Source organism: Paracoccus sp. JM45 (assembly GCF_003590715.1).
Taxonomy (GTDB): Bacteria; Pseudomonadota; Alphaproteobacteria; order Rhodobacterales; family Rhodobacteraceae; genus Paracoccus.
The window spans coordinates 1-21,307 of record NZ_QQVY01000022.1; the positions used below are offsets into that span (position 1 = coordinate 1).

Below are 21,307 nucleotides of genomic sequence, written 5' to 3' on the forward strand. Positions count from 1 at the left end.
CGAGGCCTATGATACTCACAATCAACACCTGAAAGCCGCCGCCTGACATGAAACCCATGCTATAGCTTAGCCCGGCGGAAAACTGGTCGAAAATTCAGGACCACCTCTGATAGGCGTATCCATGGATGGCTCCCCTCAGGTGCGTGCTTCATAAACCCACCATGGCACAAAACGATGCCGTTGGCGGGGGCATCCACACCATCAATGGCGGGCCAGCCCTCATTATTGCAGCTCCGACGGCGTTCATAATCGTGGCGCTCCCCTGACGGACCTGACACATTATGCGTCCTTCCGTTCCTGAGAAAGGATCACACCATCAAAACCATGGGATCAAACAACCAAGATCACCATATCGCGTCACTGTCTGCGGGTCATCGGGCGGCTTAGCCAAGCTCAAAATCCTCTCGAGGTGACCTGCATGCCGCGGCACAGATTCGACGCTTTCCTGCCCAATGACCCCGCCCATCACACCGAGATCATGAACTGGGTGTTCTGTGCAAGGTTCGGCGCCCTATCTGAAAGGCGGCTTTGGCCGTTTCTATGCCTGCGCCCCTGAAAAATTCGAATATTCGATCAATCGCTTTATCATAGCAGTGAAGCGCCAGATGAATGTTCTAAACCGCGAACTGGCACAGAACCGCAAACTGGGCAGTGATGAATACACGATTGCCAACGTGCTGACCTCGCCCTCGTACCGCAATCTGGTTTTGGGCAACAGCTATAACGCAGGCGAATTCCTTGATATAGAAAGCTACACACATTTGTTCTGTTGGGCGCAGGAAATTATCGATCGCCCCGTCGATCGCCTGAGCATTAACCTCCAACATAGACTGGATCGCATCCATGTCGAAATTCCTTTGCCACCAAACGCTGAACCCGCTAAAATTCGCTATGTTTCTGGCCGAAACCAATCGGCCTTACCAATTAATGCTGCCAAGGGCGAACAGCACACCCCCGAATTCCTTGCAATCAACATGAATGGCAAACTGCCCGCGATGGATGCTGACTGGCAAGGGTCGCAAAGATCTGCCTCTTGGACGAAAAAATATTGTTTATAAACAGATCAGAAAAAACTTAGCATGGAAGTGGGATTGCCTTTCTTATCAGAAAGTTTTGCCTCTTGTGCACCAGGTCGCGCTTGTAATCACCCAAGGCTGCTGTTCGGACGGCGCGCGGCGAATGGCCGGTTCTAGAACTCTTTACAAAATGCCGTCCTGCATCATTCAAAATGCATAAGAAATTTTGGTTGTTCCATCCGGCCCGTAGCGGACCGTCGGCCTAGTGAGGCGCTGTCGTGCAGTTTTTCCATACACCGGCGATCGTGCAAGGCGCAGCAAAAACCACTGAGCGATGTTTGCTCTGCGGTACTTTGCTGCCGTTCGATTTCAAATAGCGAAGATCGGCTTCTAGAGCTCCGCTCCGGCGGCGGCCCAGGCGGCCATCTCGTCATCTGCGATTGTCAGCGACACGCGCCATTGGCCGTCTGCCTTGCGCAGGATGTAGACATGCTCCCAGTCGGCGACAGGCGTGCCATCTGAACCAAGCATTGCGTATGCCATGCGTGCTTGGGCCACACCTGGAAATAATTCCACTACGGAAATAAGATCACCCGTGGGTTCAATAACTCCTTGTTTTCGGTAGAAATCCAGCAGCGTCACACAGTGATTGCGAAACGCCTCTCGATCCATCGAGAAATTCCCTGTGGGTGTGGGGAACAAGCCAACCTCGTCCCATAGCTCACTTACCGCTGAAGCATCCTCTCGGCGAAAAGCGCCAAGATAGGCAGAAAAAAACGCCGAAATCTCGGCCTCAAAGGTCGAGGTTTCGTCAATCGCTTTATCAGCCATTCAAGCGACTTCCACGTCGGTTTCGATGGCGACTGTCTGAAGCTGCATCTTTACAATATCGGTGAATGCGAGTGTCGGATTGGCCTCGGCTAGCATTCCGATTTTCATCCAGAACTCAGCCTGAGCATTGATGGAACGACACATGACAGCGCTCGCGCGCCTAACATCCTCGTGCAGGCCGTCGTCGATTTTCACCAGTCCCATTAGCATGCCTCGCTTGCAGTATACGAATCGTATACATTTCATATATATACTTGTCAATGTCAGTTAGATCGCACGCTTGCGAGGTTTTCAGGAAAGCTCACCGAAAGCCGACCTTCGTGGCCGGTGCAGCATCGGTGACCCGTGCTCGACATGCAGCTGCCGCCGCGGCAAGGTGGCGACCGCCATGCGGGACGAAGCTGTCGCTTGCTAGGTGAGCACCTTTTCGAAGTAAACTCGGTTGAAGCCGTCCTCGGTGCGGCGGCCCACTTCGGCATATCCAAGCTTTGAATACATCGATAGGTTTTCGGTCATCTTCACGTTTGTGTAGAGTTTAACAGCATCTAGACCTCGTTCGCGTGTGGTATTCTCACAGAAATTGACGAGTTCCTTGCCTACACCGCGCCCAATTGCGCGCGGGAGGACAGCTACATTCTCGAGAAGAATATGCCTTTCTTCGGCATGGAAAATGATAAAGCCTTGAAATCTGCCTTGGTCATCCATCGCAACGAACACGTAGCCGTCAGCGATCTGCGTGGCAAAGTCAGCGACCATCGGTGCCGGTTTTCGTCCGATCAGCTGAACATACCGTTCATACGCCTTTTCAGCGCATTCCCTAATTTGCACTTCATCTTGGGCCGTGGCCTGCCGAATCATGTCTTCCTCCTAAGATGCACCAGAGCGATATTGAGTTGTTAGGAGGTCCGCAGCAATGACAGCAGTGGCTTCGTGCGTCGATGCATATACGCTACCTTGGCGTATGCTGCGCGGAACAAAGCTGCTAGTCGCCTCTCCAATACTTATCAAAATATCGGTCAACGCGATGCGAAGCGCTTTGCTCCCGCAACACAGGCCACGATGAGCATTGTGACCATGATCATTGACCAGGCAATGGGTTCACCCAATACGATCCCAGCCAGAAGTAGTCCGGAGAACGGCTGGAGAAGCTGCAGTTGTCCAACCCCTGCGATGCCTCCAAGGGCAAGACCACGATACCAGAAAACAAAACCGATCAGCATGCTGAATATGGATACGTAAGCCAAAGCGAGCCAAACCGAGACAGTTACGTGTGTCCAGTCACTCGGCCACGCGGTCACCATGAGAACTGCCATCACTGGCGCGGCAATTGCGAGCGCCCATGAAATGACCTGCCAGCCTTCGAGGCGGCGGGACAAAACCGCGCCTTCAGCGTAGCCAAGGCCGCAGGTGATGATTGCTGCCAGCATCAGCAGATCGCCCGGCAATGTTCCCTGGGCTGTTTGCGACCAGGCATAGAGGCCGACGATCAGGCTGCCACCGCATGAGAACAGCCAGAATGCAGGCCGTGGACGATCTCCGCCGCGCAGCACGCCGAAAATGGCGGTCGCTAGCGGAAGGAGACCAATGAACACGATAGAGCGGGCGGAGGTGATGTGCTGCAAAGCCAGTGCCGTCAGCAGCGGAAACCCTATGACAACGCCGAGGGCCACGATCGCAAGAGGAACAAGGTCGCCTTTCGACGGTCGCGCCTGCCGCAACAGCAGCAACGCGCCGGCCGCCAGACTTGCTGCGATAACCGCGCGCGCGGAGGTCAGGAATATAGGCGAGAACCCCATAACTGCCACGCGCGTTGCCGGTAGCGAGGCGCTGAAAATTATGACGCCGATGAGGCCGCTACCCCATCCTCTGTTTGCGAGATGCATGTCTGCCCCTGTTGTTTTATTTGTTGGCTAAACGAATACGACTGGTGCAGATAGCGACAGAGACAATACAATTGATCCGAACTGTATTGCTCGAAATATCCATACGGCTACCTCATGACAAATACGCTCAGAACAACTCAGGTAATGGATGCAATCCGTCGTATGATATCGGAAAGATCGCTGCTTGCCGGGGATCGCATACCGTCGATCCGGGGATTTGCGGCGCGAATGAGCGTATCACCTTCGACTGTTGTTGAAGCGTATGAGCGGCTCGTGGCGGAGGGCGCCATCCGACCGCGACCGGGATCAGGGTTCTACGTGACCGGACGGACAGTCCTGAAAGATCTCCGCGTTCCCACTGCAGATCTTGATCGGTCCGTGGATCCGCTTTGGGTGTCCAGACAATCTCTGGACGCAGCATCTGACATGCTTAAGCCAGGCTGCGGCTGGATGCCGCCGGACTGGATGCCGCAAACGGCGATCCGGCGGGCGCTGCGTCAGATAAGCCGCAGCGAGGATGCGCTTCTGGCGGATTACGGCAGTTCCCGTGGGCGGCAGGATCTTCGGCAAATTCTTGCACGACAATGCGCGGAAGAAGGCCTGCCTGTTAATCCAGACAGCGTTCTATTGACGAACTCCGCGTCCCAAACCATAGACCTGATCTGCCGCCTGCTGCTGCAGCCTGGTGATACGGTTCTGGTGGACGACCCATGTTACTTCAACTTCCATGCGTTGCTTCGGGTTCTTGATGTGCGGATCATCTCGGTGCCGTTCAAGCGCAATGGGCCGGATCTGACGGTCTTTGCCGAAGCACTGGATACACACTGTCCACGACTCTATCTGACGAACTCGGCACTGCATAATCCGACCGGGGCAACGATATCGGCGCAGACAGCGCATCAGATTCTGATGCTAGCGGCGAATAGCAATCTGACCATAGTAGAAGATGATACCTTCGCGGCTCTGGAGCCGGACCTGTCACCCCGCTTGGCGACCCTCGACGGGTTACAACGTGTTATCCGGATCGGCAATTTTTCCAAAACACTCTCAGCTGCAGCACGGTGCGGCTATGTCATTGCCCGGCCCGACCTGATTGAGGCCCTGACGGATCTTCAGGTGGCCACCAATTTTGGAGGCCCAAGCCCTGTGGCGGCGGAAATCGTTCGAATTACGCTCGCCGATGGAAGCTACCGCAAGCATATTGCCGCGACACAGGCCCGCCTTACCCGAGCTCGACGCGATACGGTGGCGAAGCTAAGGCCTTTGGGTGTCGAACCTTGGACCATGCCACGCGGCGGGTTTTATCTGTGGTGCCGCTTGCCAGAGGGGATAGATGCCGGAAATTTTGCAAAAGAGGCATTGGAGCATCAGCTCATCCTTGCACCGGGGAACGTCTTCAGTGCGATGGGGGACGCCAATCGGTTCATGCGCTTTAACGTCAGTCAGATGGCGCCGCTCGTCTATGACACTTTGGCAAAAATCATTCGAATATCAGCTTAGGGGTCTTCGCGTCGATCTGCCGCCTGTGGTGAAAAGAAACGCGCGATTCAGCCACGAACTCGCGCACTCGGCCCAAAGCCGACCTCCATCAATGGTCGTCGATGCTGCGGTGCGGCCCGTCGAACCAGCCATTCGACGCAACCGCAAAATCCCATGATGGGTGAATTCACAGTGTGCGGGACAAAGCCGTCATCGTTGGTGGCGCTTGGACGGCTTCACCATAGGCTCTGGCCGTTGCTGGCGGTGAAGGCCGTGACTTGCCTCTCCGAGATGTTCAGTTCACCGGCTTGTCGCAGCGTTTCCGCAAAATCCGGGCTGGCGAGGTGGGCATCCAGAGCCTCGCGGTCACGCCAGCCTTCGGCGACACGGAACAGGCCTGCCTCCTTCACGTCCTCCGCAAACGCGTAGTGAAGGCATCCATCCTTGGCGCGGGTTGGCGTAACCGAGGCGGCTGCAAGTGCCCGGAACGCCTCGGCATCGGTGGGATGCAGCTTATAATAGCCGATCAAGACCAGATGTTCATTGGTTTCGGATGCCATTCAAATCTCCTTTTTTGCGTGAATGCGCGCCCGCCATGACACGCTTATGCGGTAGAGCTTCGCATATGGTGAAGGCTATGCTAATGGCAAGTACTACCCATTAGGTAAGTACAAATTTGGAGAGACAGAATGACCAGCGGCAGGTTCGGATGCGGATTAGAAGCAGTGCTTGATCTCGTGTCGGGTAAATGGAAACTGCTTGTTCTTTTTCACCTGAACGGCAGCCGGCTTCGGTTCGGGGAACTGCGCCGGGCGCTTGGTTCCGTGACCGAGAAGATGCTCAGCCAGCAGCTGCAACAGCTGGTCGCGGATGGACTGGTGACTCGGATCGACTATGGGACTGTGCCGCCTCGGGTCGAGTATGAGCTGACAGATCTGGGCGCGGACCTCTCGGAAGCGCTGCGGCCCCTTTGCCAATGGGGTACGACCAACATGGACCGGATCGACAGCATTAGCCGGTCGCGCGGAATTCGGCCTCAAAGCGCACCCGAGGACACTCTGCACGACCAAAAGAAACCAACGACACATATCCAGCCGTAAGACACGGCAGATTTGGGCACGGAGCGGACACGCGGCGCTGCAGCGGGCCGCATACACATGCCTCCCAAGTGCTCCGTCTCTTCCGGCCCACAGCCGCCATTGGCCAAGCGCCTAATCGCTGCATCACAGCTTCCTTGAAGCAGCCGTTCGGCACATTGTGCAGCATTCTTGTAGGTCCAAGGTCGGCAGAGCGGGACGAAGCGAGCTTTCGCTGCGCCATGCACAGATGTCCGCTTCATCTAAATATGACCTATAATCACATCCCTTTGAAACGGCACTCGCATTCACTTTTGCCGCCCCTGTCGTGCTCCGATCTCCAACCATAGCATGCGACTGACGCAGAAACTTCTTCCACGGAGACAGCGTTTTTTCAGCGACGTCGGTCGCTTGACCATCGTCGACCACAGGGGCAACCAAATGGTCATTTGTCGAAAGCGAATGTCCCAACATGATCCGGCAATCCGGCTTTGCCGCTTTGCCGCTTTGCCGGATCATCAACTCATAGTCATCGCTGTGTTGCCTTTCAGCCCACCGGCCTTGGACTTGCGTCATGGCTGTCTGCACGCCGATCGTATTCATCGCGCGCCTTTTCGATTGCCGCGTAATTCCCAACCGACCAGTCACCCAAGGCCATCACGGGCGCGCGCAGGGACAGACCCAACGGGGTAAGCGCGTAATCCACACGGGGCGGAACGGTCGGAAAGACAGTGCGGGTAGCAAGGCCGTCGCGCTCGAGTCCACGCAAGGTTCGGGTCAACATCCGCTGCGAAATCGCGCCAATACGTCGCTTCAGCTCGTTGAAGCGCAGCGTCCGATCCCCCAAGACCATGACCACAAGAACGCTCCACTTGTCTCCGACACGCGTCAGCACGTCGCCTGCCGCCCGGCACCGGTCCAGATTGTGAAACTCGAACCCCTCACCGATTTCGGCGTCATGATCAGTCACATCGCTGTTCTTTGGTGTCATCCATGTGCCTCCTTGCGAGATCATTTTCGGTTCCGCATATATCCCCAGTCACCATTATATACCATTCAGCTTCGGAGCCACGATGAATATTCTCCATATCGACGCCAGTGCCAGCGACGCAGAAACCTCCCATTCCCGGCGTCTCTCAGCGGACCTCGTCGCGCGACTGACGGTTGCCAACCCTGGCGCGCGAGTGACCTACCGCGATGTCGCCGCCGACCGCCTGCCGCATGTCGATACCACCATCGTCCAAGCCTGGATGCCGGAGGTCGAGAAGGACGATGCGCTCATGGCCACCGCCACCCGGTCGAAAGAATTGGTCGAGGAACTCAAAGCGGCCGACATCGTTGTGATCGGCTCGCCAATGTATAACTTCACGGTGCCATCGACTTTAAAGTCCTGGATCGACCACGTTGCCATTGCTGGGCAAACGTTCCGCTACACCGAGAACGGCCCCGAGGGTCTGTTAACCGGCAAGGGCTATCTCGCGCTTGCTTCTGGCGGGATCTACTCCAAGGGTCCGGCCGCCGGAGCCGACCATCTCTCTACCTATCTGACGACTGTGCTCGGTTTCATGGGCATCACGGATGTCGAGATCGTGCGCGCCGAGGGCATTGCCTACGGTCCTGAGCAGGATGCCGCCGCAATGAAGGACGCCACAGCCCAAATTGCGTCCCTTGTCGCAAGCTGAGCCTGTCACCGGTCTGGTTGCCCTCGTGAGGGCGACCGGCGCCACGCACCGAAGATTTCCGGCGCGACGGACGGCCAGCGCTGACAGGGAACTTGGTTGGCGGCGATCCATGCCATGCATCTGCGCGACATGGCAGAGGTGCGCGAGTTCGTGGACCGCATCGAGACCGATCGCGTTGTCGCCGATAAGCTGGCCAGTGCCGTGGCGAACCTCCGCATAACCCGAAAAATGCAGGCCTTCGGCACGCTCTGTGGGCGGGAATGCACGCATCTGCTATTCCATCACGATGCTAAGGAAATCCACGTTTTCCCCGTGCTGGAAGTCCACGCCAGTGCGGGCATCGCCGCGGTTGTCGCCAAGCTGAGCGCCGAGCATCTGGTCACCCAGCGGCTTCTGGATGACTCGAGCATGCTCGCGAGGGCGGTGGCCGCGTCGCAGGACGTCGAGACCTACGTGGAGCTGCAGGAGACCTTCGCGTCCCTCAACGACCTACTCGGATCGCATTTTGGCGACGAGGAAACTGAGCTTCAGGAGGCGCTCGGCGTGTACGGAACACCCTGACCGTTCCAGCAGCGTCGGATCCGGCGCCCCGGAACGCGCACGTGTGTAGGTCTAGAACCAATCGTGGCACATCGCCTGCGAGGACTGCATCCGCGCAAGCCGTTGTTCGTTGCCGCTGCGACATCCGGTAGTTTGGGCTCAAAGCCGACCTCGGATGCAACGCAGCATCATATGATATGATGTCTTGTCAACGTCGGGTTGTCGATTGGGGAGGGCATGGTGGATCGGAGTATCAGTCATGCAAGCACCAAACTTACCCGCCATTCGCGCGCTTCGTCCGGCCTGGAACAAGGGCCGGATCGTCGGTCAGAAACGACCACTCAAGCCGAAACATGTCTGGGCGATCCGCGTTCGGCTTGAACTGGCCGAGAACCAGCGGGATCTGGCACTCTTCAATCTGGCCATCGACAGCAAGCTGCGCGGTTGTGATCTTGTTAAAATGAAAGTCGTCGATGTGATGGCGTCCAGTCAGATCAAGGAACGCGCGTCCGTTCTGCAAAGCAAGACGCAAAAACCTGTACGCTTCGAAATCTCTGAAGGCACACGGGCATCGCTTGATAGATGGATGCAAGACCCGCTGATGGTCGGATCCGAGTACCTTTGGCCCGGCCGTTTTCACGAACGGCTTCACATATCAACCCGCCAATATGCGCGGATAGTTCGTGACTGGGTGACGTCCATTGGATTGGAGGCGAGCGCATACGGCACGCATTCGATGCGGCGGACGAAGGTGACCCAGATCTATAAGAAGACCGGCAACCTGCGTGCCGTACAACTGCTGTTGGGACATACCAAGATGGATAGCACTGTCAGATACCTTGGCGTTGAGCTTGAAGATGCGTTGGCTATCGCCGAAGCTATCGAAATCTAAACGACAGGGCCGTCTGCACGGACGGCCCATAGCCGCCTTCCATGCACTACACTGATACCGCGCCTCTGGTTCACCAAACCGGCCATTCGTCCATAGCGCAGCATTTTCAAAGGATCAAGGTCGGCACCGCGGGACGATGCGGACGGGCATGTCAGGTGCGGGTTTCCAAAATGCCGAAAGTAGATTTAAAGCGGAATGAATTCGAGTGAAGTCAATCCGCGCTTATCGTCCAGCCCATAGTATCCGCCATTGCAGACGGAATTAGTTTGTCGAGAAGCGTATCCATGGTGAGGGACGCGCCTGCAGCATAGAACGGCCCGTCAAATTTACCGTTAGAGAGGCCTGCTCGCCGTAGATAGTCCATCATACTATCTAAGTCGCTGTAGCACTGGACGACGCCCAACCAATGAAACATTTCCGTTTGGTTTTGGCTGGGCTCCGCAAAGGCCTTTTCGAGGCGGACCAAGGACTTTAGGCAGTCCCCAATATCTCGATCTAACGAAAAGAGCGCATATTCCTTTGAATTTAGGGCTCGAATCAGGCGTTCACCTTGCGCCCCGATTTCGTCATTGATCCACTGCGTTTCAGACGGCGACAGGCGCGGGACACGGCTATCGAAGTTCTGCCAATAGCTCCGGAGGGCCGCGACATATTCCTTCCGCGTTTCAATAGGAACGTAGGGTTCGCCCCTAAACGGAATAACCTGGAAGATCGCACTTTCGAGGTCTTTTGTTCCTGCGACCGCCGGCGCTGGATGCAGCAGGAAGCCAGAGACAGAAGCGATTAACGCAAAGTTCTGAAACATTTACTGCCCCTTAGGCCATTTGCTTTTCGCCACGATAGTTTTTTGCCTGAGCATTGTCACCGCCGTAACCTCATCGCGCAGCGGCCTGCACCAACGGTCAAACTGGGCTCGGTGCAGACTTGCGGCGGTGCGGCAGGCTGCCTCGACAGCTGTGGCCTAGCCCGGTTTTGCTTCGGCCCAAAGCGGCCAGACGACCGCTGTCGGGCGCTGCCTTGCAGCATCCCCAAACCGGACGTTCGTGCTTGGCGCGGCGCGGCTGACCAGGCACAGTCTGCTATGCGGACTTTTCGGACCTTGGAGCGTTCTCAACCAATGGCCGCTTTCTGCAGGCTTCTGATGCGGCGCAAAGTAGGATGGGATGGGAAGGGCGCCCCTGCTTTCAACGGCACTGTGTTCGGTCGGACTGTGTGGAATCGAAACTCACGCTGCTTAATACTGAGCATTCGTGGTGTTGATCGTCTTGATCTACACTTTGTTCATTATTTTGAAACGTAGACAGGCTTGTTGCCATTTCGGCAAAGCTCCCCTACCTGATGCGTTCTTCCCGCGCCGACGCACGAAAACTAATGATAGGTTCATACCCATAAAGAGGAATGATCATGACTGAGACCAAGGGCGTCATCGAACAGAAACTGGAAGCGCTTGGGCTGAAGTTACCTCCCCCGCCACGCCCCATCGGGAACTATCTGCCTGCGGTACAGGTTGGAAACATGCTGTATGTTTCGGGCACCCTAGGCACGATCCGCGACGAAAATGATAAAGACATCATGCCAATCAAAGGTAAGTTGGGTGGCGAATTGACCATCGAAAAAGGGTATGAATCCGCCAAGCTGATGGCATTGAACCATCTGGCCTTGATGAAGGTGGTCATCGGAGACCTCGACCGGATCGAACGCATTATCAAAATGGTCGGCTACGTTAATTCCGCGCCCGGTTTCACCGAGGCGCATCTGGTTCTGAACGGCGCATCCGACCTTTACGTAGAACTGTTGGGCCCTGAACGTGGCAAGCATGCGCGTGCCGCGTTGTTCCAGAACGAGCTTGGTCTGGATGCCCCCGTAGAAGCCGAAATGACGGTTCTGCTGAAATCAGAGTGACGTAGGCTGGGTCCACCATTTTTGCTGGGCCGCCAATAGCGCCTCAGCATCCAGCGCCTCCCAATGCGAAAAGCGGTCCTCGGCGAATGTGGCGAACAGCCCCGTTGCCGGGGACAAGGCCCGCTGCCTGCGCCGCGCGATAGACAGGCGGCGATGGGCAAGTGCGGCGCACTGTAGATTAACCGGCACAATGGTGCCGTTGATCACCTCACTATACACCCCCTGAAGTGGCACAAACATAACGGCCTGATTGCGCAGCGCGTAGTTGCGCAAAAAGTTTAACAGGTTGCTGCGCACACATGGGGACACCGCAACCTTTTCCTTTTTCGCTACGCGTTTGATCAGCTGTGAAATTCCAAAACTGTCATCCGGCAAAACGTGGCTATACCTCAAAAGCTCCGCCAGCTCGATGGCGCGCCCGTCGCTGAGCGGATGGTCCGGCGGCACAAACGCCATGAGGGGCTGGTGGCAATGGGCCGTCGTTTCAATCGCGTGGTGGCTCGAAAAGTCGTATACGAAGCCGAGGTCTGCTTCGTAGCGATCAAGGGCGTCCACGGTTTCATCGCGGCTGGCAACCGTGATTTCAAATGTCACATCGGGGTAGATCTGGTTAAATTCGGTCAGGATGTCGGGCAGGAAGTTTTCGGTAATCCCCTCAACGGTGGTGATGCGGATGGCACCGCGGTGCAGGGCGCGTAGATCGTCGATATCCGATTGTACCATCTGCACCTGCGCCTCAATTTTTAGCCCATGCGCCCAGAGGCGCTCGCCCGCCTCGGTCAGAATCACCCCGTCAGACCGGCGATCTAGAAGCACGCAATCCAGTTCGTGTTCCAGCGCGGAGATCTGGCGGCTGATGGCAGACGCCGCCACATGTTGGCGTTCAGAAGCACGCCGGATCGATTTGCACTTCGCAACCTCTAGGAAGTATTTCAGACCGTTTAAATTCATAGCAACGCCTCATATTTTCGCACAAATATCGCCCAAAAGGTGGAGACCTCCGTTGCCGATTGGGCAACACCTGCGTCGCAAGTTAATGCTACCTCCTTTAAAATTTGCAATGCCATAGTTGATGAAACGACCAAGGAGGCGTTGGATCCGCGACCGCCGCCCCCTTGTTTTTTTGGCCTTTTCGGATCGACCGGCCCGAATGAGTCCGCCTCATAAAAAGAAAAATAACGCACGTCTCTATGCTGTCCAACAAAGGAAAAATCCCATGAAACTGTTTTCAACCGCCTCCATCCTTGCGGCGTCGGCCCTTCTGGTAAGTGCCGCGCATGCCCAAGACGTCACCCTGCGCCTTGGCCATACCGGCGCGCCGACGCACCACTATCAAACCATTTCCGAACTGTTTGCCGAAACGGTCAAGGAGCGCTCAAATGGCGAAATCCAGATCGACGTTTACCCAGCCGATCAGTTGGGCAAGCAGCTTGAAGCGGTTGAGGGCACCATGCTGGGCACGCAGGACATTTTCCTAGTGTCTGACACCGTGCTGTCCAACTGGGTGCCGGACATGGGCATCCTGAACCTGCCATTCCTGTTCTCGTCGCTGGATGATGTGCACGAAGTTCTTGAGGGCCCCGTGGGTGACCAGCTGGAAGCGAAGATGGAGGGCACCGGCGCCGTTGTCATCGGTTGGTGGATGGGCGGCTTGCGCAACATCACCAACAACGTGCAGCCCATCACCGATCCGTCCCAGCTTGAAGACGTGAAAATCCGCGTCCCCGAAGGCGAGGTTTTCGTTGAAACCTTCAAAGCCATGGGTGCAAACCCGGTCGTGATTTCCTTCGGGGAGCTGTATTCCGCCCTGCAACTTGGCACTGCCGACGCACAGGAAAACCCGCCAGCCCACATCCTGACGCAAAAGTTCTATGAAGTTCAGGCCTACACGTCGAAAACGGCGCACATCTACCTCGGCTCACCGCTGATCATGAACGAAGCCATGCTGGAGTCCCTGTCAGAAAAACATCGCGAAATCATCTTGACGGCAGCCACTGAAATGGCCGGCGTTCACTTGAAAATGGTCAACGACCTGGAGGATGCGCAATGGGCAGAACTGGCCGAGCTTGGCAACCAAATCAACGAGGTTGACGTAGCGCCTTTCCGCGAAGCAACCGCGCCTGTGATTGATATGTTCAAAGAAACGCTCGACGCTGACATCATTGAAGAAATTCAAACACAACTTGCCGACTAACCCAAACCGGCACGCAGACGATGTGTCTGCGGGCCAACCGGAAGGCTGCCCATGAAACTGTTTGACCTGTTAGAAACTCTTGTCCGGACCGTCGCCGGACTGTGTCTGTTTATGGTGTTCGCCTTGGTCACAGCGCAGGTGGCCAGCCGTTTCATATTCAACTACTCCCTCGCGGCGGCCAGCGAATTGTCGATCTACGCGATGATCTGGTCGGTGTTTCTGGGGGCCGCGGTGGCGTTTCGCTCAAACAGCCACATCGCAATGGACATCCTGAAAAACAAGCTACCGCTGTCCGTTGGAAAGCTAGCAGATATCGTGATCTTCGTCCTCCTCGCAGGCTTTTTGTGCCTCATCGCCACTGAGGGTTACGACCTCGCCCTGCGCGCCATGCGCCAGTCTTCACCCGCCGCGAAAATCCCCGTGGGCTACATCACGATGGCCATTCCCGCCGGCTCCATCCTCGCATTGATCTTTCTTGCAGAGCAACAAATGCGCCAGTTCCTAAAAGGCAAACGCCATGACTGAGATCCTGTTTGTCGCTCTGTTCAGTCTGCTGCTTCTCGGCGTGCCTGTCGCGTTCTCCCTGGGCATCGCGTCTGTCGTGGCCTTGTATTTTGCCAGCCCGATCCCGTTGATCATCGTGCCGCAAAAACTATTTAACGGCCTAAATTCATTCCCCTTCCTCGCGATTCCGCTGTTCCTGCTTGCTGGCAATATCATGGCGGCCGCGCAAATCTCCGAACGGCTGGTGAAACTGGCTGGCCTCGCCCTTGGCCGTTATCCGGGCGGGCTTGCGCAGATGTCAACGGGCGCCTCCGCGTTCTTTGGCGCGATCTCCGGCTCGGCGCCTGCGACGACCTCTGCCATCGGGTCCATCTTGATCCCGTCCATGGTGAACCGTGGCTATGCACCTGCGTTTGCGGGCGCTGTCGTGGCGTCTTCGGGTGCGCTCGGCCTCATTATTCCGCCCAGCCTGACCATGGTGATTTACGGCACAATTGCAGACGTTTCGATTGGCGATTTGTTCATCGCGGGCATCCTGCCGGGCATCTGCATCGCCCTTGCCTTGGGCGTGGTGAACTACCTGCTGGCAATACGCCATGGGCTGGCGGGTGAGCCGGGGAACCCCGACGTGAAAACAAGCAAGGTCATTGCCGAAAGCAGTCTGGCCCTGATCATGCCCGCCATCATCCTTGGCGGCATCTATGGCGGCATCTTTACGCCGACTGAATCCGCCGCCGTCGCCTGCTTTTACGGGCTCATCGTCGGCATGTTTGTCTATCGCTCCATCACGATCAAATCCCTTGGACCGATCTTTATCAGCACGGCCATCAGTTCCGCGATTGTAATGTATCTTATGGGCACGGCGAACGCGTTTTCCTACATCATCACCGCCGAACAAGTGCCGCAGGCCGTCGCCGCGTCCATTCTTGATTTCAGCTCAAACCCGACCCTGATCATGGTCATGATCCTTGCGCTGCTGCTGATCGCGGGCACGTTTCTGGACAACGTCGCGGCCCTTGTGTTGCTGGTGCCCACCTTGGGTGCATTGATCACCGCCGTCGGCATCGACCCGATCTATTTTGGCGTCTTCACCGTTATCGCGCTGGCCGTGGGCAACTTCACCCCGCCGGTCGGGCTGAACCTGTTTATCGCAGCCCGCTTATCGAGGTCACGCATGGAAGACATCTCCAAAAGTGCGCTGCCCTACATCGGCGCTTATCTGGTCGTCTTGATGTTGCTGATCCTCTTTCCCAAAGTCATCACGCTGTTTGTGTGACACCCTTATTGCGCACGGAGCCTAAATTGAACACTGACCTGACTGCTGTAAGCGCCACCGCGCTGGCCGCCCGCATTGCCGCTGGCGAACTGACCTCAGAAGCACTGATCGCAGCCTGCTTTGCCGCGATCAAGGAACACGGGGACGACGCGATCTTCATCACCTTGACCGAAGAGCCTGCGCTGGCTGCCGCCCGCGAAAGTGACGCGCGCCGCAAGGCCGGACGCCCGCTGAGTGATTGGGACGGTATCCCCGTCGCATGGAAAGATCTGGTCGACATCCCCGACACGCCCACCACGGCGGCAAGCGCTGTCTATGAGCACGCAACGCCACCCGCGCAGGGCGCCGTCATTTATGAAAACTGCACCAAGGCCGGTTTGATCTGCATCGGCAAAACCAACCTGTCGGAATTTGCTTACTCAGGCCTTGGGTTGAACCCGCATTTTGGCACTCCCGTGAACCCACACTCCGGCGGTGACCCCTTGGCACCGGGCGGCTCGTCCGCAGGCTCTGCGGTGGCGGTTGCCGCATCCCTCGTGCCGCTGGCCATCGGCACGGACACGGCGGGCTCTGTGCGCGTTCCCGCATCATTCTGCGGGATCACTGGTTTCAAATCCAGCCAGACCCACTACGATAAAACGGGTATTTTTCCGCTGTCAGACAGCTTGGATTCCGTCGGCAGCTTCGCCCATTCCATCGCCGACATCGCCACATTCGACGCCATTTTGCGCGGCGAGACACCGCGAGAAACCCCGACGGGTTCAACCCAAAAGCCTAATCTCGTCGTGCCAACAAATGTGGTCATGGACGGGGTGGAGCCTGACGTCGCCGCCTGTTTCGATCATGCGTTAGAGAAGCTTCAAAACGCAGGCTACACCGTCACCCGCCGCGCTTTCCCTATCTTCGACGATGTGGTCGCCCTGTTCGCCAAGCACGGCACACTGACCGTGGCGGAGGCCGCGACGCTGCACAAAGACCTACTTGCCAGCCCCGATGCCGACAAAATGGACCAACGGGTGTTTGACCGCATGGGAACCGCCACGCAGTTTTCAGCGCAAGACTATATCCAGCTGCAATGGGATCGCGCACGCCTTGAACGGGCTGTTGCCGCTGATCTAGGTCGCGACATTCTGGTCATGCCTACGGTCGCTATCACCGCGCCATCGATCGCCGCGCTTGAAGCTGACGACGACTTTTTCGCACAGACAAATCTGCTCGCTTTGCGCAACACGATGTTGGGAAACTATCTGGGAATGCCGGGTGTCAGCATTCCTGCGGGTCACGCAAATAACGGCGCGCCCATCGGCGTGCTGTTTTCAATGGCGCAGTCTTCCGATTTGGACCTGCTCAGCCACTGCCACGCCATTGAACGCAACTTGGTCCCTTAACTCCACTTTTTAAGCAGCTAGAGACGAAAATAAGGAAACAATCGGCTTTGCGTTATTTTCAGAACCTACTTTATTGCACATTTGCGACGTGTCCCCATAAAGGGGCGCGCTGCAGCGTGATTACTAGATAACCAGGTCGGCTGTGTGGAAACATAACGAGCTCAAAACTTCCAGTTCCTGCAAGCAGACTCTAGCTGCGTTGCGGAAAACCCTCACAATGGGCTCGAAGCCGACTTGCGGCAGTGCAGCAGGACAAAGCTTTCGATCGCCCCTAGCGCGGCTCCACTCACGGCCAAAGCGGCCAAGCGACCGCTGTCAGGCGCTGCCTTGCAGCATCCCCAAACCGGACGTTCGCGCTTGGCGCGGCGCGGTTGACCAGGCACAGTCTGCTATGCGGACATAGTGTGCATTCGCTGCGCGTTGCCCCAAGGTCAGGTTTGGCTTGGAAGTGACCTCCGACACCAAGGGTCCAGAAAAGATAGTCATTATGATCAGCGGCAGCGCGCGTTCAAGGCAACGGTCGTCAATCGAATTCGCTGACTAAACGCCCCTATGGGATGGCCTCAAAGATCGAGCGGACCTTTCCCGCAACCGCCTTGCTGAGGACCAGGTTGTTGTCTTCCGAAAAATGAATGCCATCAATACCGTCAGTTGAAATCACCTGACCTGCGTCAAGGAAATGCACTTTCATGAAATCCGCCAGGTCCGCGTATAACTTCCCGAACTGGAGAGTTTTTTCATGCGCACCATTGAACAGAGACTGGAAATAGGCGTGTGGCATCGACGTTAAGGGGGGCGGCGCAATGATGAGAACCTGTGGCGCTGGATAGACAGTCCCGACGCCACCGGCACATGAGAACACTTGGCCAACCAGCTTGGACATCCCAACCGTGGTTTCGAACGCTGAGCGATGGAAATAGGCCTTCGTATCATTGGTCCCGAGCATGAGGATCACGAGATCGAGCGGTAGGTGACTGGCCAACGCAGACGGCAGATAAGCACTGCCGTTAAGACGCGGATCCGTGGGGTCATCTAACGATGTGGTGCGTCCGCCCAGACCCTCTTCAATGATGACATGGCCCTCGCCCAGATTTTTTTTTAGCAATCCAGTCCATCGCACATCCGCTGGATAGCGGCTCGTTGGCGCGCCCTCGATTACAGGCACCCAGCCCCAAGTGAGGGAGTCGCCAAAGCACATGATACGTTTCTCGGGCATTGATCGTTCCTTTTACAAATTGATCAAACGCATCTTGTGTTCAGGCCATAGAAGATGGTCCCGAATTCTCGCCGTCAAGTGCCGCAGGATCAAGCGACGAGGAAGTCGTGCGAATGGAAGTAACTACCATAGGATCAAACACAATTCAAAAACCGTCAAGTCGTTCGGTCTTTTGGTTTTGAAAACGTGCCATAAGGACGGATGCCGGGCCTGCCAACGCGATTTCCGGACATGGCCGGGGCTTTTGGCCTTCACGTCGCAGTGGACATTCGTTGCAATGCAGAAAATCGGTAAATAGGGCTCTTAATGTCTTTCTGCAGCCCCTCGCGCCAAGGCCAGTGCCGGGCTGCCTCTGACCCGCGCACCCGGCCCTTTGCGGACCTTCCTTTTCAATCAAGACGCTGCGGTTGCAGCTGGCATAGCGGACGGTCAGCCCTTGTGGGCGAGATCTTCGATAAGGGTAAACCGTTCCCACACGAGCTGCATCTCAAGTGAAAATCCTCCGGTTCTTCGAAAAAAGGCGCGGTGATCGTTGCGCCAACCTGCAAGGTCGTCGTTTTCACCTTCTGCAAGCGCCATCGCCTCCGTTACTTCTTCGAAGCTGCACTGAACAACCTCTACTGTTTCGATGACAAGCTCCGGCGACCCGTCCCATGCAAGAACAATGTCTCGCCGCCCGATCGACGGAAGGGGCTCGCCATCTTCGAAGTCACGTAGCGCGCCGCAAGTCGCTACCTTCCTTCCTGACCGAACATTAGAAACGAGGGCAGCGCTAAGCGCTGCGCTATCGCCGAACTTGAACGTCACAGCATCAGGGTAGCGATCCTTCAAGGCTTCGATGGGTGACATGGCTTAATCCTCCGTTTTGGTAGTATTGCCGAGGACCGTATTGACTGCGTGAATGATAGAGAAGGGCTCGAAGTCGACTTGCGGCGGCGCAGCAAGACTAAGCGCTAGATCATCTCTAGCGTGGCGTCGCTTTCGGCCCAAACCGGACCTCACCGCAGTAGGCTGCGAAGGTCCGGTTCGGATTTTTTCAAGACGATGACTCTGGTCAAAGGCTCTGATGCAGCCTCGTGGCGATCAGCCCGATATCACTACACCGATTTTGCCCATGTGCGACTTTTCCAAAAATGCTTTCTGCGCCGCGTGCAAGTCGGCTAATGGATAGGTTTCAGCGACCAAAGGCTTGATCTCGTTCGCTTCAATGTAGCTGACCAAGTCAGTGAAGACGCGTGGGTCCTGCCGAGTGCTCCCGATGAGGGTCAGGTCTTTGAGGTAAAGCGTCCGCAGATCAAGCTCGACGATCGGTCCTGCAATAGCTCCCGATGTCACATAGCTCCCCCGTGGCACCAACGCATTGAGCAGTTCGGGCCAGCGCGGCCCACCTACAAGGTCGAGCACGACGTCGAAGGCTTCATCCGGATAAGCTTTGTTCCGGTCCATCACCGCATCTGCGCCGAGGGTTTTCAGCGCGTCCATCTTCGCCGGGCTGGTAGACGCTGTGACATGCGCTCCTCGCCGCTTGGCCAGTTGCACCGCCGCCGAGCCGACGCCGCCAGATGCACCAGAGATCAGCACACGCTCAGTGCCCAGTCCGGCGCGTTGGATCATGCCCTCCGCAGTGGAGAATGCACAAGGAAAGGACGCGAGCTCGACATCCGTAAGGGGGCTCTCTATCCGCAATGCGTGTTCGTCGCCCACGGTGGTGTATTCGGCAAAGCCGCCATTGCGTTCCGAGCCGAAGGTCACAAGCGCATCTGGTCCGGCCCCGGTTGGACGATGCATAGGCCGCACCAGCACGCGCTGACCGATCCGCGCAGCGTCCACACCGTCACCAACCGCAACGATCTCACCGCAGCAGTCCGCACCTTGAATGCGCGGAAAGCTGAGCGCGCCGGACCATGCGCCGTCGGCATCAGAGGCACCTGCATAGCCCTCTGTCGCGGCCGAACCCGTGTCGCCCCGCACCGCTTTCGAATACCAGCCGGTTCGCGTGTTGATGTCGGTGTTGTTCACCGCCGACGCGCCCACACGGATCAATACCTCGCCAGGTTCCGGCCGCGGAACCAATACATCGTCACGCCATTCAAGCTTATCTAACCCGCCATGGCCCGTGAGGATTACAGCTTTCATCGTTTTAGGAAGTGTCATTGTGGAATTCCCCAATGTAGAATGATTACTCTACTTGTACAGGTAGAGAGATCATTCTACATCGTCAAGTATGAGCGATATGATGAGCAAGATATCCGAAGGGCTTGAGCGTGCCTTTGCTAGCCAAGGCTTCGCAGAGCCAAGCGTCGAGGACCTGCGAGATGCTGCAGGCGTGAGCCTTCGCACACTTTACAAATACACGCCGTCTCGGGCGGAAATGGTGCTCGCGGCTTTGGAGAACCGGCACCAGCGCTATCTCGTCCGCGTTTTTGATGACCTGCCAGAGGACCCTAGCGAGGCGCTTGATACGATACTGACCCGCGTCGGGGACTGGATGGCGACCGAGAGCTCGCATGGCTGCCTTTTTCATGCTGCGGTGGCCGCTGAACCCGGAAGTCAGCCTCTCCGCGCTCTACTCGAGCATCACAAGGCAGAGGTCGCTGCAAAAGCCGCAGCAGCGACCAAACTGAAGGGTGCCGATATCGCGCTGTTGTTGATCATCGAAGGACTGACGCAAGCATGGCCCCTACATAGCGAGGCCGCGCTTGATGCGGCCAAGCGATTAGGTCTTTCACTGCTATCACCGGACAGATGACCGACCCACAGCCAAATCCCGCAGCTCAATCTGCTTCAAGGCAGAAACGCTTATTAAACTCGCGGTGAGAATAACGGCTGCTTTGCCGCATAGCCGGCATCTATTTCAAACGCAGCGAATGGCGGCTAACCGCCCTGTTCGCCGGTGCATCCATCAATCACCGATGGATCACCTTCGCTATTAAAACGAAGAATATTACCTTGGCGAGAAGGGAAAGGTTCATTTACGGAAAACAGCATAAGTATCTGATATCACGTCATCTGAAAGAAAAAGTAGCTTGTCGTTTTACATATAGTTGTCCTTTTTCGACAACTATTCTTCCTTTTTCGCCAGTTTGAATTTCCTCAATCCGCCTGAAGACCTCTTTTGCATACAAAAGCCGCCTTTCGCCTTAACTAGGGTCATGACGGCTTCGCTTCAAATATCCATAGGGCAAAGCGATTTGTACCATCGATTATCAGGAGTGTGGATGATCTAAAGAATGGGGTTGGTCGCACCAGACATCTCGACCCAAAACGGGGTCTAGTTAGGGGCTTCCGCCGAGTCTTTTTCAAGCACTCGTGCCGGTCCAGTACGATATATCTGATAGTGGCCGGCTTGCTGTTAATTCCTTCAACGCGGCGGTGACCCAAGGCCCAAATTGCTTTTCGATCCCTGATCGCAATATTTTGACGGCACA

General features: G+C 56.4%; 25 protein-coding genes and 1 pseudogene. 13 read left to right on the forward strand and 13 right to left on the reverse strand.

Features of this window, described 5'->3' with window-relative positions:
• The first annotated feature begins 494 nt into the window (after window positions 1–494).
• Window positions 495–1,058: a hypothetical protein gene (locus tag DWB67_RS15805; RefSeq protein ID WP_119808541.1), complete on the forward strand. Its 564-nt coding sequence runs from the start codon at window positions 495–497 to the stop codon at window positions 1,056–1,058.
• Between the two features lie 348 nt (window positions 1,059–1,406).
• Here DWB67_RS15805 and DWB67_RS15810 read toward each other — a convergent pair whose 3' ends face one another.
• The 4 genes from DWB67_RS15810 to DWB67_RS15825 form a co-directional block, all read right to left on the reverse strand.
• Window positions 1,407–1,847, reverse strand: coding sequence for a DUF4440 domain-containing protein (locus DWB67_RS15810; protein ID WP_119808542.1), 441 nt, complete (start codon window positions 1,845–1,847; stop codon window positions 1,407–1,409).
• Window positions 1,848–2,051 (reverse strand): ParD-like family protein, encoded by a 204-nt coding sequence (locus DWB67_RS15815; RefSeq protein WP_119808568.1) that lies wholly within the window; start codon window positions 2,049–2,051, stop codon window positions 1,848–1,850. It abuts the gene before it with no gap.
• A 207-nt stretch (window positions 2,052–2,258) separates the two neighbouring features.
• The gene (locus tag DWB67_RS15820; protein ID WP_119808543.1) at window positions 2,259–2,705 is read right to left on the reverse strand and encodes a GNAT family N-acetyltransferase; all 447 of its coding nucleotides are present in this window, start codon (window positions 2,703–2,705) and stop codon (window positions 2,259–2,261) included.
• Window positions 2,706–2,863: 158 nt separating this feature from the next.
• Window positions 2,864–3,730, reverse strand: coding sequence for a DMT family transporter (locus tag DWB67_RS15825; RefSeq protein WP_119808544.1), 867 nt, complete (start codon window positions 3,728–3,730; stop codon window positions 2,864–2,866).
• 144 nt (window positions 3,731–3,874) lie between these two features.
• Between DWB67_RS15825 and DWB67_RS18450 the strand changes: the two are divergent.
• Together DWB67_RS18450 and DWB67_RS15830 are read left to right on the forward strand one after the other, a co-directional pair.
• Window positions 3,875–4,039: pseudogene (locus tag DWB67_RS18450) on the forward strand (GntR family transcriptional regulator); the annotation flags it as partial.
• A 117-nt stretch (window positions 4,040–4,156) separates the two neighbouring features.
• On the forward strand, window positions 4,157–5,230 hold the full coding sequence (locus DWB67_RS15830; protein WP_255418718.1) for a PLP-dependent aminotransferase family protein: 1,074 nt from the start codon (window positions 4,157–4,159) through the stop codon (window positions 5,228–5,230).
• Window positions 5,231–5,445: 215 nt separating this feature from the next.
• Here DWB67_RS15830 and DWB67_RS15835 read toward each other — a convergent pair whose 3' ends face one another.
• The gene (locus DWB67_RS15835; RefSeq protein WP_119808546.1) at window positions 5,446–5,769 is read right to left on the reverse strand and encodes a putative quinol monooxygenase; all 324 of its coding nucleotides are present in this window, start codon (window positions 5,767–5,769) and stop codon (window positions 5,446–5,448) included.
• A gap of 129 nt (window positions 5,770–5,898) precedes the next feature.
• On the opposite strand from DWB67_RS15835, the gene DWB67_RS15840 reads away from it, so the two are divergent.
• On the forward strand, window positions 5,899–6,309 hold the full coding sequence (locus DWB67_RS15840; protein WP_119808547.1) for a helix-turn-helix domain-containing protein: 411 nt from the start codon (window positions 5,899–5,901) through the stop codon (window positions 6,307–6,309).
• 123 nt (window positions 6,310–6,432) lie between these two features.
• On the opposite strand, the gene DWB67_RS17905 is transcribed toward DWB67_RS15840, so the two are convergent.
• Window positions 6,433–6,888: a hypothetical protein gene (locus DWB67_RS17905; RefSeq protein WP_147385954.1), complete on the reverse strand. Its 456-nt coding sequence runs from the start codon at window positions 6,886–6,888 to the stop codon at window positions 6,433–6,435.
• Window positions 6,833–7,276: a helix-turn-helix domain-containing protein gene (locus tag DWB67_RS15845; protein WP_119808548.1), complete on the reverse strand. Its 444-nt coding sequence runs from the start codon at window positions 7,274–7,276 to the stop codon at window positions 6,833–6,835. Before DWB67_RS15845 ends, DWB67_RS17905 begins: the two co-directional genes overlap by 56 nt.
• 82 nt (window positions 7,277–7,358) lie before the next feature.
• Here DWB67_RS15845 and DWB67_RS15850 point away from each other — a divergent pair, with 82 nt between their 5' ends.
• The 3 genes from DWB67_RS15850 (at window position 7,359) to DWB67_RS15860 (ending at window position 9,399) form a co-directional block, all read left to right on the forward strand.
• Entirely contained in the window at window positions 7,359–7,967 is a 609-nt protein-coding gene (locus DWB67_RS15850) for an FMN-dependent NADH-azoreductase (RefSeq protein ID WP_119808549.1), read from the forward strand.
• 96 nt (window positions 7,968–8,063) lie between these two features.
• A complete protein-coding gene (locus DWB67_RS15855) occupies window positions 8,064–8,528 on the forward strand; it encodes a hemerythrin domain-containing protein (RefSeq protein WP_119808550.1) in 465 nt (154 codons plus the stop codon).
• Window positions 8,529–8,766: 238 nt separating this feature from the next.
• Window positions 8,767–9,399, forward strand: a complete 633-nt coding sequence (locus DWB67_RS15860) for a tyrosine-type recombinase/integrase (protein WP_119808551.1) — start codon at window positions 8,767–8,769, stop codon at window positions 9,397–9,399.
• 211 nt (window positions 9,400–9,610) lie between these two features.
• Here the strand turns inward: DWB67_RS15860 and DWB67_RS15865 are convergent, their stop codons facing one another.
• Window positions 9,611–10,204: a hypothetical protein gene (locus tag DWB67_RS15865; RefSeq protein ID WP_119808552.1), complete on the reverse strand. Its 594-nt coding sequence runs from the start codon at window positions 10,202–10,204 to the stop codon at window positions 9,611–9,613.
• Between the two features lie 599 nt (window positions 10,205–10,803).
• Between DWB67_RS15865 and DWB67_RS15870 the strand changes: the two genes are divergently transcribed.
• Window positions 10,804–11,301 (forward strand): RidA family protein, encoded by a 498-nt coding sequence (locus DWB67_RS15870; protein ID WP_119808569.1) that lies wholly within the window; start codon window positions 10,804–10,806, stop codon window positions 11,299–11,301.
• On the opposite strand, the gene DWB67_RS15875 is transcribed toward DWB67_RS15870, so the two are convergent.
• Both DWB67_RS15875 and DWB67_RS18095 read right to left on the reverse strand, forming a co-directional pair.
• Window positions 11,293–12,252, reverse strand: coding sequence for a LysR family transcriptional regulator (locus DWB67_RS15875; protein ID WP_119808553.1), 960 nt, complete (start codon window positions 12,250–12,252; stop codon window positions 11,293–11,295). The genes DWB67_RS15870 and DWB67_RS15875 overlap by 9 nt on opposite strands.
• On the reverse strand, window positions 12,249–12,533 hold the full coding sequence (locus DWB67_RS18095; RefSeq protein WP_182911620.1) for a hypothetical protein: 285 nt from the start codon (window positions 12,531–12,533) through the stop codon (window positions 12,249–12,251). Before DWB67_RS18095 ends, DWB67_RS15875 begins: the two co-directional genes overlap by 4 nt.
• Between DWB67_RS18095 and DWB67_RS15880 the strand changes: the two genes are divergently transcribed.
• The 4 genes from DWB67_RS15880 to DWB67_RS15895 are packed head-to-tail and all read left to right on the forward strand — an operon-like array spanning window position 12,518 to window position 16,663.
• The gene (locus DWB67_RS15880) at window positions 12,518–13,495 is read left to right on the forward strand and encodes a TRAP transporter substrate-binding protein (protein ID WP_182911621.1); all 978 of its coding nucleotides are present in this window, start codon (window positions 12,518–12,520) and stop codon (window positions 13,493–13,495) included. The genes DWB67_RS18095 and DWB67_RS15880 overlap by 16 nt on opposite strands.
• A gap of 51 nt (window positions 13,496–13,546) precedes the next feature.
• The gene (locus DWB67_RS15885) at window positions 13,547–14,020 is read left to right on the forward strand and encodes a TRAP transporter small permease (protein WP_119808555.1); all 474 of its coding nucleotides are present in this window, start codon (window positions 13,547–13,549) and stop codon (window positions 14,018–14,020) included.
• Entirely contained in the window at window positions 14,013–15,275 is a 1,263-nt protein-coding gene (locus tag DWB67_RS15890; protein WP_119808556.1) for a TRAP transporter large permease, read from the forward strand. Before DWB67_RS15885 ends, DWB67_RS15890 begins: the two co-directional genes overlap by 8 nt.
• Before the next feature lie 26 nt (window positions 15,276–15,301).
• On the forward strand, window positions 15,302–16,663 hold the full coding sequence (locus DWB67_RS15895) for an amidase family protein (protein WP_182911622.1): 1,362 nt from the start codon (window positions 15,302–15,304) through the stop codon (window positions 16,661–16,663).
• A 550-nt stretch (window positions 16,664–17,213) separates the two neighbouring features.
• Here DWB67_RS15895 and DWB67_RS15900 read toward each other — a convergent pair.
• From DWB67_RS15900 to DWB67_RS15910, 3 genes are all read right to left on the reverse strand, one after another.
• Entirely contained in the window at window positions 17,214–17,879 is a 666-nt protein-coding gene (locus DWB67_RS15900) for an SGNH/GDSL hydrolase family protein (protein ID WP_119808558.1), read from the reverse strand.
• Between the two features lie 429 nt (window positions 17,880–18,308).
• Window positions 18,309–18,728, reverse strand: coding sequence for an ASCH domain-containing protein (locus DWB67_RS15905; protein ID WP_119808559.1), 420 nt, complete (start codon window positions 18,726–18,728; stop codon window positions 18,309–18,311).
• A 234-nt stretch (window positions 18,729–18,962) separates the two neighbouring features.
• Window positions 18,963–20,033, reverse strand: coding sequence for an alcohol dehydrogenase family protein (locus tag DWB67_RS15910; RefSeq protein ID WP_119808560.1), 1,071 nt, complete (start codon window positions 20,031–20,033; stop codon window positions 18,963–18,965).
• A gap of 70 nt (window positions 20,034–20,103) precedes the next feature.
• On the opposite strand from DWB67_RS15910, the gene DWB67_RS15915 reads away from it, so the two are divergent.
• Entirely contained in the window at window positions 20,104–20,628 is a 525-nt protein-coding gene (locus DWB67_RS15915) for a TetR/AcrR family transcriptional regulator (protein WP_119808561.1), read from the forward strand.
• Window positions 20,629–21,307 lie beyond the last annotated feature (679 nt).